Source organism: Arthrobacter sp. efr-133-TYG-120, from assembly GCF_030209785.1.
In the GTDB taxonomy this organism is placed as follows: Bacteria; Actinomycetota; Actinomycetes; order Actinomycetales; family Micrococcaceae; genus Arthrobacter.
In genome coordinates, this window is sequence record NZ_JARVRI010000050.1 from 1 (window position 1) to 13650 (window position 13650).

Annotated in this window: 15 protein-coding genes; 5 read left to right on the plus strand and 10 right to left on the minus strand. The window is 63.9% G+C overall.

All coding sequences use genetic code 11. The features are described 5' to 3' along the window. Positions 1–98: 98 nt before the first annotated feature. The 5 genes from QRN51_RS22770 to QRN51_RS22790 form a co-directional block, all read right to left on the minus strand. Positions 99–1118 carry an NADP-dependent oxidoreductase gene (locus QRN51_RS22770; RefSeq protein ID WP_284992003.1) on the minus strand — a complete coding sequence of 340 codons (1020 nt, stop codon included), beginning with the start codon at positions 1116–1118 and terminating at the stop codon, positions 99–101. Beyond that, a complete protein-coding gene (locus QRN51_RS22775; RefSeq protein ID WP_284992004.1) occupies positions 1115–1546 on the minus strand; it encodes an organic hydroperoxide resistance protein in 432 nt (143 codons plus the stop codon). The genes QRN51_RS22770 and QRN51_RS22775 overlap by 4 nt, the downstream gene beginning before the upstream one ends. Before the next feature lie 46 nt (positions 1547–1592). Beyond that, complete coding sequence (locus QRN51_RS22780; protein ID WP_284992005.1) at positions 1593–2027, minus strand: MarR family winged helix-turn-helix transcriptional regulator; 435 nt, start codon at positions 2025–2027, stop codon at positions 1593–1595. A 216-nt stretch (positions 2028–2243) separates the two neighbouring features. Beyond that, positions 2244–3443, minus strand: coding sequence for an amidohydrolase (locus QRN51_RS22785; protein WP_059387988.1), 1200 nt, complete (start codon positions 3441–3443; stop codon positions 2244–2246). 76 nt (positions 3444–3519) lie between these two features. Next, positions 3520–4653 (minus strand): mannose-1-phosphate guanylyltransferase, encoded by a 1134-nt coding sequence (locus QRN51_RS22790; protein ID WP_059387989.1) that lies wholly within the window; start codon positions 4651–4653, stop codon positions 3520–3522. A gap of 238 nt (positions 4654–4891) precedes the next feature. Between QRN51_RS22790 and sdhC the strand changes: the two genes are divergently transcribed. The 5 genes from sdhC to QRN51_RS22815 all read left to right on the plus strand — a co-directional run bounded on the left by sdhC (position 4892) and on the right by QRN51_RS22815 (position 9286). Beyond that, the gene (gene sdhC / locus QRN51_RS22795; RefSeq protein ID WP_084784381.1) at positions 4892–5272 is read left to right on the plus strand and encodes a succinate dehydrogenase, cytochrome b556 subunit; all 381 of its coding nucleotides are present in this window, start codon (positions 4892–4894) and stop codon (positions 5270–5272) included. A gap of 3 nt (positions 5273–5275) precedes the next feature. Further along, a complete protein-coding gene (locus QRN51_RS22800; RefSeq protein WP_059387990.1) occupies positions 5276–5755 on the plus strand; it encodes a succinate dehydrogenase hydrophobic membrane anchor subunit in 480 nt (159 codons plus the stop codon). Between the two features lie 91 nt (positions 5756–5846). Then, complete coding sequence (sdhA, locus tag QRN51_RS22805; protein ID WP_059387991.1) at positions 5847–7646, plus strand: succinate dehydrogenase flavoprotein subunit; 1800 nt, start codon at positions 5847–5849, stop codon at positions 7644–7646. A 1-nt stretch (position 7647) separates the two neighbouring features. Continuing rightward, complete coding sequence (locus QRN51_RS22810; RefSeq protein WP_059387992.1) at positions 7648–8430, plus strand: succinate dehydrogenase iron-sulfur subunit; 783 nt, start codon at positions 7648–7650, stop codon at positions 8428–8430. 91 nt (positions 8431–8521) lie between these two features. Further along, entirely contained in the window at positions 8522–9286 is a 765-nt protein-coding gene (locus QRN51_RS22815; RefSeq protein WP_284992006.1) for an alpha/beta hydrolase family protein, read from the plus strand. Between the two features lie 90 nt (positions 9287–9376). Here the strand turns inward: QRN51_RS22815 and QRN51_RS22820 are convergent, their stop codons facing one another. The 5 genes from QRN51_RS22820 to QRN51_RS22840 are packed head-to-tail and all read right to left on the minus strand — an operon-like array spanning position 9377 to position 13624. Next, a complete protein-coding gene (locus QRN51_RS22820) occupies positions 9377–10480 on the minus strand; it encodes a YihY/virulence factor BrkB family protein (RefSeq protein WP_441433657.1) in 1104 nt (367 codons plus the stop codon). Continuing rightward, complete coding sequence (locus QRN51_RS22825) at positions 10401–11093, minus strand: 2'-5' RNA ligase family protein (protein WP_284992007.1); 693 nt, start codon at positions 11091–11093, stop codon at positions 10401–10403. Before QRN51_RS22825 ends, QRN51_RS22820 begins: the two co-directional genes overlap by 80 nt. Before the next feature lie 4 nt (positions 11094–11097). Continuing rightward, complete coding sequence (trpS, locus tag QRN51_RS22830) at positions 11098–12189, minus strand: tryptophan--tRNA ligase (protein ID WP_059387996.1); 1092 nt, start codon at positions 12187–12189, stop codon at positions 11098–11100. An 18-nt stretch (positions 12190–12207) separates the two neighbouring features. Beyond that, entirely contained in the window at positions 12208–13041 is an 834-nt protein-coding gene (locus QRN51_RS22835) for an exodeoxyribonuclease III (RefSeq protein ID WP_059388003.1), read from the minus strand. Positions 13042–13051: 10 nt separating this feature from the next. Then, entirely contained in the window at positions 13052–13624 is a 573-nt protein-coding gene (locus QRN51_RS22840) for a hypothetical protein (protein WP_284992008.1), read from the minus strand. Between the last annotated feature and the right edge of the window lie 26 nt (positions 13625–13650).

The following is a 13650-nucleotide window of genomic DNA, read 5'->3' on the forward strand; positions in this document are numbered from 1 at the left end:
TGACCATGAAAACGCTCCATCAATCAGAGCGTTGCTACGACCATATGACTTTGCCGCAACGCAGAGGGCATCTGCTGCCAGTTCGCGCCGGGAATCCCTCAGTGCAGCCGGACCAGCATCTTGCCGGTATTGGCCCCATCCAGGAGGTCGATGAAGGCCTTCGGCGCGTTTTCCAGTCCGTCAACGATCGTCTCGTCGTAGCGGACCGTTCCATCGGCCAGCCATCCGGCCATCTTCCCGGCGAACTCCGCGGCGTGCTGGCGCTGGCCGCCCACGAGGAAGCCACGCAGGGTCAATTGCTTTCCGATGGCCAAGGCCAGGTTCCGCGGGCCCGGCGTGGGCTCTGTGGAGTTGTACTGCGAAATGGCACCGCACATTGCCACCCGGCCACCCACAGTGAGGACCGCGAGGGCAGCCTCGAGGTGTTCGCCGCCCACGTTGTCGAAGTAGACGTCAATGCCGCGCTCCCCCGCTGCTTCACGCAGTTGCTTCGCCACCGGACCGTCGTGGTAGTCGAACGCCGCGTCGAAGCCGAGTTCCAGCAAACGCGCCACCTTCTCCGGGGAACCGGCGCTGCCGATCACCTTGGAGGCCCCCATGGCCTTGGCGACCTGCCCGACAATCGAACCAACCGCGCCGGCGGCACCGGAAACGAAGACCACGTCCCCGGCTTTGAACTCGGCCACTTTGAGCAGCCCGGCATACGCCGTCAGGCCCGTCATGCCCAGCGCCCCGAGGAACGCCGAGGTCGGCGCCAGTCCGGCCGGGACCGGCGTCGCGCTTGCCGCATCCACCACCGAATATTCGCGCCAGCCGAGCTGGTGCACGACGACGTCACCCACCTTGAGTGCCTCGGAACGGGACGCGATCACCTCGCCCACCGCACCGCCGTCGAGCGCTGCGTCGAGCCGGAAAGGCGCCGAATAGGACTTTGTGTCATTCATGCGGCCGCGCATGTAGGGATCGACCGACATGAACTCGTTGCGGACCAGGATCTGGCCGTCCTGCAGCTCCGGCAGATCGGTCTCTGCCAGCCGGAAGTTCTCCTGGACGGGGCGTCCCTGCGGGCGGGACGCCAGCTGGATTTCGCGGGTGCTCGTGGGAACGGCGGCGCTCATGCGGCCACCTCCACAAGCTTGATGTCGACGGCGATGTTCCCGCGGGTCGCGTTGGAGTAGGGGCAGATCTGGTGGGCCTTGGCCACGAGCTGCTCGGCGGTTTCGCGGTCCAGGGCAGGCAGGGCGATCTCAAGCTCCGCGGCGAGGCCATATCCCTCGCTGCCCTCCAAGGCACCGAAATGGATCTTGGCAGCCACGGCGGAATCAGTCAGATCCACCCGGGCCTTGCGTCCCACCAGCCTGAGTGCCGAGTGGAAGCATGCCGCGTATCCGGCGGCGAAGAGCTGCTCGGGATTAGTGCCCTTGCCGTTTCCGCCCAGTTCCACCGGGCTGGCGAGGGTGACGTCCAACTTGCCGTCATTGGTGCGTGCGTTGCCTTCGCGGCCTTCACCGGAGGCAAGCGCCTCTGCTACGTACAAAGTCTTCACTGTGGTTCCTTTTCCTTCGATGGGATGGAGGTGCTGGGGTGGACGATCAGATGGCTGAATGGAGGGCGGCGGTAAGCCGGCCCAGGGTGTCGTGAAGCTGCGCGAGCTCGGCTGCGCTCAAGCCGGCGGCGTCGGCGAGCCGCTGCGGAACAGCCCCCGCCCGGGCACTCAGCGCCCGCCCGGCGTCGCTCAGGTGGATCTCGACGCGACGCTCGTCCTCTACTGAACGCCGGCGCTCCACGAGGCCCATGGCTTCAAGCCTCTTGAGCAGCGGAGACAGGGTGCCCGAGTCGAGTCCCAGCTCGGTACCCAGTTCCCGGACGCTTCGAGGCTCGTTCTCCCAGAGCACCAGCATCACGAGGTACTGCGGATACGTCAGTCCAAGCTCGTCCAGCACCGGCCGGTAGACCGCCGTGGCCGCCTTCGAAGCGGAATACAGCGCGAAACAGACCTGGCGGTCGAGGCGGGGGGCTTCACTCATGGGAATAACGATAGCTCACAATTAAATTGTGCACAACTTAATCGCTTCGGGCGACGCCCGCTCACAAACAAGCCGTCCCCCGGCAACCTCCGCTCACAAACAAGCCCAAACGAAAGGATCCTCCTGCAGATAATCCGCAGGAGGATCCCCGGCCTTTAAACCAAGAGTGAGCGAGCGTCCGGCCAAAACCCGGCATAAGTGAGCGAGCGTCGAGGTTCAGAGATCCCGGATGGTTCGCAGCGCGGCGGCGGCAAGGACTTGGATTGCGAAGCCGAGGGCACGCTCGTCCACAATGAAGTCACCGCGGTGGAGATCGTATTCCTCGCCGCCGGGCGTGTGGGTTCCGAGCCGCATCATGGCACCCGGCAGGTCGGCCAGGAACCAGGCGAAGTCCTCGCCACCCATGGACTGCGGTGTCAGGACGACGGCGTGCTCGCCGAGTTCCGCACGGGCAGCGGCCTCGATGATGGCAGTTTCGTGTTCCGAGTTGACCACGGGAGGGACGCCGCGGGTGTGCTCAAGGTGCACGTCCACCCCGTACGGCGCGGCAACCTGCTGGACGACGTCGTCGAGCAACTCCCCTGCGCTGTGCCAGGCGTCCCTGTCGAGGCAACGCATGGTGCCGGCCATGTAGCCGTTGGCGGGGATGGCGTTGGGTGCCGAACCTGCCGCGATCTGGCCCCACACCACCGAAACGCCGCTGCGCACATCGACCCGGCGGGACAGGACGGCCGGCACGTTGACGGCGATTTGGGCCAGCGCGAAGACCAGGTCTTCGGTCAAATGCGGACGGGAAGTATGGCCGCCACGTCCGGTCAATTCGATTTTGATGGTGTCCGACGCCGAGGTGATGGCGCCGATACGCGTGCCGATCTTGCCGACGTTGATACGCGGATCGCAGTGCAGCGCAAGAATACGCGGAACGCCTTGGAGCACGCCCTGCTCGATGCAGGACAACGCACCGCCGGGCATGGTTTCTTCTGCCGGCTGGAAGATGATGCGCACCGTTCCGCCCAAGGGGGATTCCTGGTGCATGGCGTGCAGCACCAGGGCAATGCCAAGCATGCTCGTGGTGTGGACGTCATGCCCGCACGCGTGGGTGACGCCATGGTTCTTCGACGCGAACGGAAGCCCGGTCTCCTCGATGATGGGGAGGGCGTCGATGTCTCCGCGCAGGGCCGTGGCGATGGGCCCGTCGCCGACGTCGACCGTCAGCCCCGAGCCTTCCAGCCGGCGGGGTTCAAGTCCCGCCGCCTCGAGCCGTTCAACCAGCTTGTCCGTAGTGCGAAATTCCTTGAAGGAAAGTTCGGGGTGCGCATGCAGGTCCCTCCGGAATTCAAGGAGTTCCGGCAAGAGATCGTCAAGCCATGGCTTCACCACAGGGGTCGGCTCGGTTTCGGTAGTGAAATTGCGCACCTCACAACTCTAGCCATCCACACCCCCCGAATAGCGAAAGGGGTCTCTTGGTTACGGACAGCGCCGCAAGAGGGCGCTATAGAACGTCGGTGTCTCCACTTGCCTTGAGGGCGTCCACCGCGCCCTTGACCCGCTGGGCGTGCTCCTTCGTGGTGACAAGCAGCGCGTCCGGCGTATCGACGATCACGACGTCCTTGATCCCGATAAGGGCGATCACACGCTTCGTATCGGAGACAACCACACCGCTGGCGTTCTCCGTGAAGACGCGGGCGCCTTCACCGAGGACCGTCACCTCATCGACGTCGCCGGCATTGTTGAGGCGGCCGATCGCGGCGAAGTCTCCGACGTCGTCCCAGCGGAAAGTACCGGGCACGACGGCGACATCCCCCGCCGCCGCGGCGGGTTCGGCCACGGCGTAGTCAATGGCGATCTTCGGCAGCGTGGGCCACACCCGGGCGGTCACTTCATCGCGTTCGGGCGTGTCCCAGGCGTCGGCAATCTCCTGCAGCCCGGCAAACAGGACCGGTTGGTTTGCCTCCAGGTGCTTGAGCATGAGAGCGACGGGCGCGACGAACATGCCGGCATTCCAGACGTAGTCGCCAGTCTCGAGGTACTTCTTGGCAATGTCCTCACTCGGCTTCTCGACGAACTCGACCACGGCGTGCGCATTCGGCGCGTCGTCGATATTGAGCAAGTCCCCGGTGCGGATGTAACCGAACCCGGTCGAGGGGTGCGTGGGCTTGATGCCGATGGTGACGATTTTTCCGGCAGCCGCAGTGTGGATAGCCTCGCGCACAGTTTCCTGGAAAAGGTGGTCCGGGCTGATGACGTGGTCGGCGGCGAAGGAACCCATGATGGTGTCGGGGTCGCGACGGTGCAGGATGGCGGCGGCGAGGCCAATCGCCGCTCCCGAGTCCTTCGGTTCGCTTTCGAGGACCAACTCGTTTTCGCCCACTTCTGGAAGCTGGCGGCAGACGGCAACCCGGTGCGCCACACCCGTAACCACCAGAACCCGGTTGCCGGCCAACGGTTCGAGACGGTCGTACGTAGCCCGCAGGAGGGTGCTGCCCGAACCCGTGAGGTCGTGGAGGAACTTGGGCGCGGCAGCACGCGAAAGCGGCCACAGGCGCGTGCCCACTCCGCCGGCCGGAATAACCGCATGGAAGTGGCGCAATGGCGATTCGAGGCTTGCAGCGTTTTCTATACTCACCGCAACACCTTATCCGACACCCGCTCAAGTCCCGCTTTGTGGTCTTCGTCTCACCATCGTGGCGAAAACGCCGGAATTCAGGCGAAACCCCGCGCTCTCGTTACAAGAAGGGGTGCCTAAATTGAATAAGCTGTGAGCGAAGCCTAGATTTAGGCTGAGCTACGAGTGCTCTCGCAGCTGGCGTTTCCCCCGCATGGATCCCGTGCCAGCGCCGCTGTGTTGCAGGAAGGTTTATTCAGTGCCGACAAAACCAGCTGGCACCTTGTACCGCGGCCGTGAAGGCATGTGGTCCTGGGTTGGACACCGCATTACCGGTGTTGTGATCTTTTTCTTCTTGTTGGTCCATGTGCTGGACACCTCACTGGTGCGTGTGTCCCCGGAGGCCTACACGGCCGTTATCGGCGCCTACAAGAACCCCCTCATGGCCCTGGGCGAAACGGGCCTCGTCGCAGCGATCGTTTTCCACGCCTTCAATGGCCTGCGCGTTATCGCCATTGACTTCTGGAAGAAGGGCGCGAAATACCAGCGCCAGATGCTGTGGACCGTCCTGGTATTGTGGCTGGTCACCTTCGGGGCCTTCGCCATCCGCCACCTGTCCCTCGCACTGGGAGGCCACTAAGCCATGAGTACTGACATTCAAAGCCCGCGCAGCGGAAAAATCGGCAGCGGGAAGATTGCTCCGCAGTACCGTCGCGGCACCGGTTCCAAGGGGAACTTCGAGATGCTCGCGTGGCTGTTCATGCGGCTCTCCGGCGTCGTGCTCGTGGTTCTGATCTTCGGCCACCTTTTCGTGAACCTCATGGTGGGCGAAGGCATCCACGGCATCGACTTCGGCTTCGTGGCCGGCAAGTGGGCCGACCCGTTCTGGCAGTTCTGGGACCTGGCCATGCTGTGGCTCGCCATGCTGCACGGCACCAACGGCGTCCGCACCATCATCAACGACTACGCCGAGAAGGACGCCACGCGCCTTTGGCTCAAGGTAGTCCTTTACGCGGCCACGGTCGTCATCGTCGTTCTTGGCACACTGGTGATCTTCACATTCAACCCGTGCCCCGTCGTCAACGGCGTTCAGCTGCCCGGCGGGTTCTGCCCGGCGCCGTAGCGCTCCGCTGCACCACCGGCTTGTCCGGCTGTGCACAACACGCGGAGCAGGCTCCGCCGACCATCTGACTTAGAGAGAAAGAGCATCTGGTATGCAGGTCCATAAGTACGACGTCGTTATTGTCGGTGCCGGCGGCGCCGGCATGCGCGCCGCGATCGAATCCGGTCAGCGCGCACGCACCGCAGTACTGACCAAGCTCTACCCCACCCGTTCCCACACCGGCGCAGCCCAGGGCGGCATGTGTGCAGCCCTGGCCAACGTCGAAGAGGACAACTGGGAGTGGCACACGTTCGACACCATCAAGGGTGGCGACTACCTGGTTGACCAGGACGCAGCCGAGGTCATGGCGAAGGAAGCCATCGACGCCGTGCTGGACCTGGAGAAGATGGGCTTGCCGTTCAACCGCACGCCCGAAGGCCGCATTGACCAGCGCCGTTTCGGTGGCCACACCCGTGACCACGGCAAGGCTCCGGTCCGCCGCGCCTGCTATGCAGCAGACCGCACGGGCCACATGATCCTGCAGACGCTGTACCAAAACTGCGTCAAGCACAACGTCGAGTTCTACAACGAGTACTACGTCCTGGACCTGCTGACCGTCGAGGAAGACGCCGTCCGCGAAGACGGGACGCCGTACAAACAGAAGCGCGTTGCCGGCGTCGTGTCCTACGACCTCGCCTCCGGTGAGTTGCACGTTTTCCAGGCCAAGTCCGTGGTGTTCGCCTCGGGCGGCGCGGGCAAGGTTTTCAAGACCACCTCCAACGCCCACACCCTGACCGGTGACGGCATGGGAATCGCGTTCCGCCGCGGAATCCCGCTGGAGGACATGGAGTTCTTCCAGTTCCACCCGACCGGTCTTGCCGGCTTGGGCATCCTCCTCTCGGAAGCTGCCCGCGGCGAAGGCGCGATCCTGCGTAACTCCGAGGGTGAGCGTTTCATGGAACGCTACGCTCCCACTATCAAGGACCTCGCTCCCCGCGACATCGTGGCCCGCTCCATGGCAAACGAAGTGCGTGAAGGACGCGGCTGCGGCCCGAACAAGGACTACGTCCTCCTGGACCTGACCCACCTCGAGCCGGCCCACATCGACGCGAAGCTCCCGGACATCACCGAATTCGCCCGCACCTACCTCGGTGTCGAGCCGTACACCGAGCCGGTTCCCGTGTTCCCGACGGCGCACTACGCCATGGGCGGCATCCCCACGAACATCACCACCGAGGTCCTTCAGGACAACGACACCATCGTGCCGGGCCTGTACGCGGCCGGCGAAGTTGCTTGTGTTTCCGTGCACGGCTCCAACCGCCTGGGTACCAACTCCCTGCTGGACATCAACGTCTTTGGCAAGCGTGCGGGCATTGCTGCGGCCGAATACGCCAAGACCGCTGACTTCGTGGAGCTCCCGGAAGACCCGGAGGCATACACGCTGGATCTGCTGAACCACGTCCGCACTTCCGACGGCGGCGAGAGGGTTGCCGCGATCCGCAAGGAACTGCAGGACACCATGGACGCCAACATGCAGGTGTTCCGTACGGCGGACACCCTGAACCAGGTGCTCACGGACATCGCGGCCCTCGAAGAGCGGTACCAGCGCATCAGCGTCCAGGACAAGGGAAAGCGCTTCAACCTTGACCTGCTCGAAGCGGTGGAACTGGGCTTCCTGCTGGAACTGGCCAAGGTCATGACAGTTGCTGCCCTGCACCGCGAGGAGTCCCGTGGAGGCCACTTCCGGGAGGACTTCCCGGAGCGCGACGACGAGAAATTCATGAAGCACTCCATGGCGTATAAGGATGAGCACGCTCCGGCGGACGGATCTGCGGAAGCAATCGCGGGCATCCGCCTCGGCACCAAGCCTGTTGTCTTTACGCGCTACGAGCCGATGGTGAGGAAGTACTAAGATGTCTGCTGAACTTGCTGAGCCAGCATCCAAGATCGAGCTGCCCGCGCACATTGGTGGAGGCGGGGAAATCCCGACCTTCAACATCACGCTGCGAGTGCGACGCTACAACCCCGAGGTCTCGGAAGAGGCCGCATGGGAAGACCACCAGCTGACGATGTACGGCACCGACCGCGTGCTGGACGCCCTGCACAAGATCAAGTGGGAAATCGACGGCTCGCTGTCGTTCCGCCGTTCCTGTGCCCACGGCGTTTGCGGTTCCGACGCCATGCGCATCAACGGCCGCAACCGCCTCGCGTGCAAGACCCTGCTGAAGGACCTGGACACCTCCAAGCCCATCACCGTTGAACCGATCAAGGGCCTCCCGGTGGAGAAGGACCTGATCGTGGACATGGAGCCGTTCTTCCAGTCCTTCCGCGAAGTCATGCCGTTCCTGATCAACAAGGGCCACGAGCCCACCAAGGAACGCTTGCAGTCGGTCGAGGACCGTGAACGGTTCGACGACACCACCAAGTGCATCCTGTGCGCCGCCTGCACGTCGTCCTGCCCCGTGTTCTGGACGGACGGCCAGTACTTCGGCCCGGCCGCCATCGTGAACGCACACCGCTTCATCTTCGATTCCCGCGACGATGCCGGTGACATGCGCTTGGAGATCCTCAACGACAAGGAAGGCGTGTGGCGCTGCCGCACCACCTTCAACTGCTCGGAAGCTTGCCCGCGTGGCATCCAGGTGACCCAGGCCATCGCCGAGGTCAAGCAGGCCATCCTGGCACGCAAGATCTAGCCCAAAATTCAGAATACGACGACGGCGTCCCCTTGGCGGGGTCCGCCGTCGTCGCTGTTTAAGACTTCCTCGCAAAACGAAAGGCGGACAGGTGTCCAAATCCATGAAGATCAGCTTCGAAGGCAGCACCGGAGATCTCCTGGCAGGGATCGTGGATGTTCCTGAGGGTCCGGTCCGGGGCTGGGGTGTGTTCTCCCATGGTTTGACCCTCGGCAAGGACAGCCCGTCAGCATCGCGTATCTGCAAGGGTTTGGCGGATCTCGGCGTCGGCATGCTTCGCTTCGACAACCTTGGACTGGGCGACTCCGCCGGCGATTGGTCCGCTGGATCGTTCAGTGTGAAGGTGGCTGACACCATCCGCGCCGCCGGGTTCATGCGCGCCGAAGGCAAGGAAATCTCCCTGCTTGTTGGCCACTCCTTCGGAGGGGCGGCCGTGTTGGCTGCCGCCCTCAGCCTCCCCGAGGTACGTGCCGTTGCCACGGTCGGCGCCCCGTTCCAGCCCAGGCACGTGGAGCACATGTTCGACGCCGAAGTCAGCACGATCCTCAGCGAAGGCAGCGCCGAGGTCAACCTGGGCGGCAGGCGCATGGAGGTCCGCCGGCACTTTGTGGAGGATGTCGAGAAGGCCGACCTCAGGGACTGCATCCGTACCCTGCACAGGCCCCTCATGGTGCTGCACTCCCCCACGGACAACACCGTGGGCATCGACAACGCCAGCGAGATCTTCCAGACTGCACGGCACCCTCGGAGCTTCATTTCGCTCGAAGGCAGTGACCACCTGTTGACGGGCAAAGGACAAGCTGCCCGGGTTGCAGGGATCATCTCCGCCTGGGCCGGGCAGTACCTCGGCGACTAGCGCGGGCCCCAGCCCAACTGACTAGCAATTGTTGTCGTAATGAGGGCTCAAAACGACAACAACTGCTAGCTAGTTGGGGCGCTGGCTCCCTCAGGAGTCCTTTGCGTGGAACGTGCGGGGCGAAGGGTGCCGCGATCCGAGGGCCGGCTTGGGGTGCCCGTGGGCGCTGGTGTCCGCTTCCCTGACGGCCGCCCACGCCCCGGAGACCAAGTAGACCTGGCTGACCAGGTTGAACCAGATGAGAAGCCCGATGATGATGGCAAATGAGGCCAGAATGGGATTCCGTCCGGCATTCGCCAGCAACTCCGTGCTGAAGATCTGGAGGATGGTGGTTCCGATGCCGGCCAGCACCGTTCCTTCCACGAAGGCTTGCCGGCGAAGCTTCAAGCGACCTGCGAAGCGGAACATGATCACCGCCGTCGCCCAGTTGAGGACCAGGGGTACGGCCGTGCGAACGAGCCAGGTGACTGGGCCAGCGACGGCGTCGGCCAAACCGAGCCGCTCGATGATCCATCCGGCTGCTGTCCCGAACACGAGCGAAACACCGGCGCTGACCACCAAGGCTGCGCCGAGCAGCAGGAGGGTACCGGCGTCGCGGGCCTTCATCAGCAGAGGGTTTTCCTGCACGGGCTCCAGACCGCACACCCCGCGGAGACCCTCCCGGATCCCCGCGATCCAGCCGAGAGCAGTAAAGACCGTGACGACGGCGGCTATGACGGCCGTCCAGCCAAGGCCTGTGGGATTCAGGAGATCATGCGGATCCACCAGGCCGTTGCCCCCGCTGGTTTTCAGGAGTCCCGGGGCCGCTGTGGCGACGCTCGAGACGATTGAATCAACTAGTTGGGGTTGCCCGTTGAGGACCAAGCCGGTCACGGCGAATCCCGTGGCCAGCAGGCCTGTGATGGAGAAGAACATGGTGAAGCCTATGCCGGCGCTCAACAACGGACCGTGGCGCAGGTTGTAGAGGTTGAAGGCGCGCATCGGCCGGAAGTTGCTCAGCCGGGCGAGGGCCAGGTTGATGAACGCCGGTATGGTGGCGCCTCTGTTGCCCGAGCGCCGGGCTTTACCCCATTCGACCTGACGATGGATGAGCTGCAGCTTCAGCTGCGCCCCTTCAGTCGGCAGCGGTGGCTTCTCCGCCTGCTGCCGGTCGTTGCGCTGTGCTTTTCCGTGATTGGTCTGCGTCGCCGCCAAAGTCGAGCTCTTCCCGTAGCTGCCAAATGCCGTTGTCGTCGTGCTCGTAAAGTCCCATGCTAACCACAGGGAAGGTGGCGCTGTAGTTCTTGAGCACCGTTTCGGCCTCGTCAAGACTCTCGGGAGCGACGTCGTGCGCTACCGTCACATGCGGGTGGTAGGGGAAGGGAAGATCGCGTTCCAGGGGGCCGGTCTGTAGTTGTTCGTGCAGGCCTACGCACTCCTCGAAACCGTCTTCGACTTTCAGGAACACCACCGGGGATACCGGCCGGAAGGAGCCCGTGCCGGAAATCGTGATCCTGAATGGTGCCTGGCGCCGCGCGACGTCGCGGACATGCTCAAGGGTGGCTTCCCAGTCCTGGGCAGGGGTAGTGGTCACGAGGGTGATGTGGGCCGGGATCACTTCCGCCATCGGATCGCCAAAGGATGCTCGCCATTGCTGCAGTTCCTGGGCGACTTCCCGGGGGAAACCCAGAATGACCCCTACGCACAGGTTGTCCCCGCACGCGCTTGCAGACTGGTGTGTGCCCGTGCCCGGGCGGGCATCAGTGTCCCGGCCGGCTCCCCTTGAACGGGAGCCGACCTGGACGCTGAGCTTGCCAGCCGCGCACATGGCTTTAGCGGATTCCTTGTGCTCCGCCGTACGGCAGGAAGCCCACCTTGGCGTAGACGTCGGCGAGCGTGGCCGAGGCGATCTCGCGGGCTTTGTCCGCTCCGTGAGCCAGGAGCCGGTCGAGTTCTGCCGGATCGGCGAGCAACTCGTTGGCGCGGTCCCGGATCGGCCCGAGGTGGGCCGCAACGAGTTCAGCGAGGTCGACCTTCAGGTGGCCGTACATCTTGCCTTCATAGTCCGCGACGATTTTCTCCACCGGCTGGCCGCTGATGGACGAGTAGATGCTCAGCAGGTTGGATACTCCGGGCTTCGCTTCGCGATCGAAGCGGATTTCCGTGCCGTTATCCGTGACTGCCGACTTGATGCGTTTGGCCGTGACCTTCGGGTCATCGAGCAGGTTGATCAGGCCGGCAGGCGACTCCGCGGACTTGGACATCTTGGCCGTGGGGTTCTGGAGATCGTAGATCTTGGCCGTTTCCTTCTGGATAAAGGCCTGCGGCACCTGGAATGTCTCGCCGTAGCGGCTGTTGAAACGCTGGGCGAGGTCGCGGCTGAGCTCAATGTGCTGCCGCTGGTCTTCGCCTACGGGCACCCCGTGTGGCTGGTACAGCAGGATGTCGGCCGCCTGCAGGATCGGGTAGGTGAAGAGCCCGACGCTCGCGTGGTCCGAGCCGTGTTGCAGCGACTTGTCCTTGAACTGGATCATGCGCGAGGCTTCGCCGAAGCCCGTGATACAGCCCAGGACCCACGCCAGCTGGGCGTGTTCAGGAACCTGGGACTGAACGAACAGTGTGCACTTGTTGACGTCTACACCGCCGGCGATGTACTGCGCAGCGGTGACGCGCGTACGGCGGGCCAGCTCGGCGGGATCCTGCGGCACCGTAATGGCATGCAGGTCCGGGATGAAGAAGATGGCGTCGTACTCGTCCTGCATGCGGACCCAGTTGACCAGGGCACCGAGGTAGTTGCCCAGGTGGAGGGAGTCAGCAGAGGGCTGCATGCCGGACAGCACGCGGTGCTTCGCCCCGGCGGCCAGTTTGGTTGATGTTGCCTTGGCTGCGGCTGCAGCGGGTTCAGTCGTGGTGGAACTGGTCATGAGGAAACTTTCGAAAGCCTAGAGCTGGTAGTCGACTACCAGCGGTGCGTGGTCGGAGAAACGGGTGTCCCATGACGGCGCCCGGTCGACGACGGCCGAAAGTGCGGCTGCCGCGAGTCCGGGAGTGGCCATGTGGTAGTCGATGCGCCAGCCTGTGTCAGTGTCAAAGGCCTTACCGCGCTGGGACCACCAGGTGTAGGGGCCATCGACATTTCCTGCCAGGCCCCTGTGGACATCCCTCCATCCGATCTCGTCGCCGAAGAAGCGGTCGAAGTACGCGCGCTCCTCAGGAAGGAAACCGGCACGCTTGGTGTTGCCCTTCCAATTCTTGATGTCCAGCTCCGTATGGCCCACGTTCAGGTCGCCGACCACCAAGGCATGCTCGCTGTGCTTGGCAAGTTCCGGAAGCCTCGTGGTCATGATGTCCAGGAAGCGGTACTTGTCCACCTGCTTGGGTGTGTCCACTTCGCCGGAGTGCACATAGGCGCTGACGACCGTCAGGGTAGTGTCCTTGCCGCCGCCGTCCCGAACGACGTAGTCCGCCTCGACCCAGCGCCCAGTCGTGGCGAAGTAGTCGTCACCGATACCCACGCGGGTGGCGACGGGTTCCTGCCGGGAGGCAATCGCAACGCCGGCGCGGCCCTTTGCCTCGGCTTCGGCGTGCAGGATGTACCAGCCTTCGCCGATGAGCTGGTGGACCACCTCATCGGGCGCGCGGACTTCCTGCAGACACAGGATGTCGACGTCGCGCGGTTCCAGCCACTCCGCCATGCCCTTCTTGTAGGCGGCGCGAATGCCGTTGACGTTGACCGTTGCGATGCGAAGGAAGTCCTTCTTCAATGCCGAGCTCACCCCGTCCACTCTAGTCGATGATGGTGCCAGAGACGGGCTCGTCGCCGCCGCCGGATGACTTGATCATGTCCCGGGCATTGCTTGACGTGATGGCGATGGTTTCCAAGGCGCGGTTGATCGTGTCCTGATCGGCGGCGTCGCCCTTGGCGCGTTCGTCCTCCACCACGCGGACCTGCACCTGGACAATCTTGAAAGAGTGGTCCAGTTTGAGGTCCCGCATTTCGTCAGCTTCGCTCCGTTCCGAGACCACCCGTGTGCCACCGTGGTCGGCGCTCGACGACGACGGCGCCCGGCCGGTTGCCGCGTTGAAGGCGTTCTGGGCCTCGGTGAGTTTTTCACCGGCCCTCCTGGCGGCCTTCTGGATGCTGAAGACCACGAAAGCGGCGAGCGCGAGCCAGCCAAAGGAGACAACCGCAACGATCCAACCGACGACGTCGTTGTGGTTGGCGGCGAAGATCACGGCCACCAGGAAAGCGATGAGCACCACGGTCATGCCCAGTCCACCGATGCGGAAGCCTTTGAAAGGGCTCCTGGCGGAAGCGGTCGAGGGAACAGATGACGGGGAGTCGCCGAGGGATCGCATGCACCCATTGTCGCAAACTCCGCGCG

Coding starts and splice junctions, on each gene's coding strand:
- QRN51_RS22840 (WP_284992008.1), bottom strand. CDS start 13,624: ATGCGATCCCTCGGCGACTCCCCGTCATCTGTTCCCTCGACCGCTTCC.
- sdhA (WP_059387991.1), top strand. CDS start 5,847: ATGCAGGTCCATAAGTACGACGTCGTTATTGTCGGTGCCGGCGGCGCC.
- QRN51_RS22800 (WP_059387990.1), top strand. CDS start 5,276: ATGAGTACTGACATTCAAAGCCCGCGCAGCGGAAAAATCGGCAGCGGG.
- QRN51_RS22780 (WP_284992005.1), bottom strand. CDS start 2,027: ATGAGTGAAGCCCCCCGCCTCGACCGCCAGGTCTGTTTCGCGCTGTAT.
- QRN51_RS22810 (WP_059387992.1), top strand. CDS start 7,648: ATGTCTGCTGAACTTGCTGAGCCAGCATCCAAGATCGAGCTGCCCGCG.
- QRN51_RS22825 (WP_284992007.1), bottom strand. CDS start 11,093: ATGTGCGCGGCTGGCAAGCTCAGCGTCCAGGTCGGCTCCCGTTCAAGG.
- QRN51_RS22770 (WP_284992003.1), bottom strand. CDS start 1,118: ATGAGCGCCGCCGTTCCCACGAGCACCCGCGAAATCCAGCTGGCGTCC.
- trpS (WP_059387996.1), bottom strand. CDS start 12,189: ATGACCAGTTCCACCACGACTGAACCCGCTGCAGCCGCAGCCAAGGCA.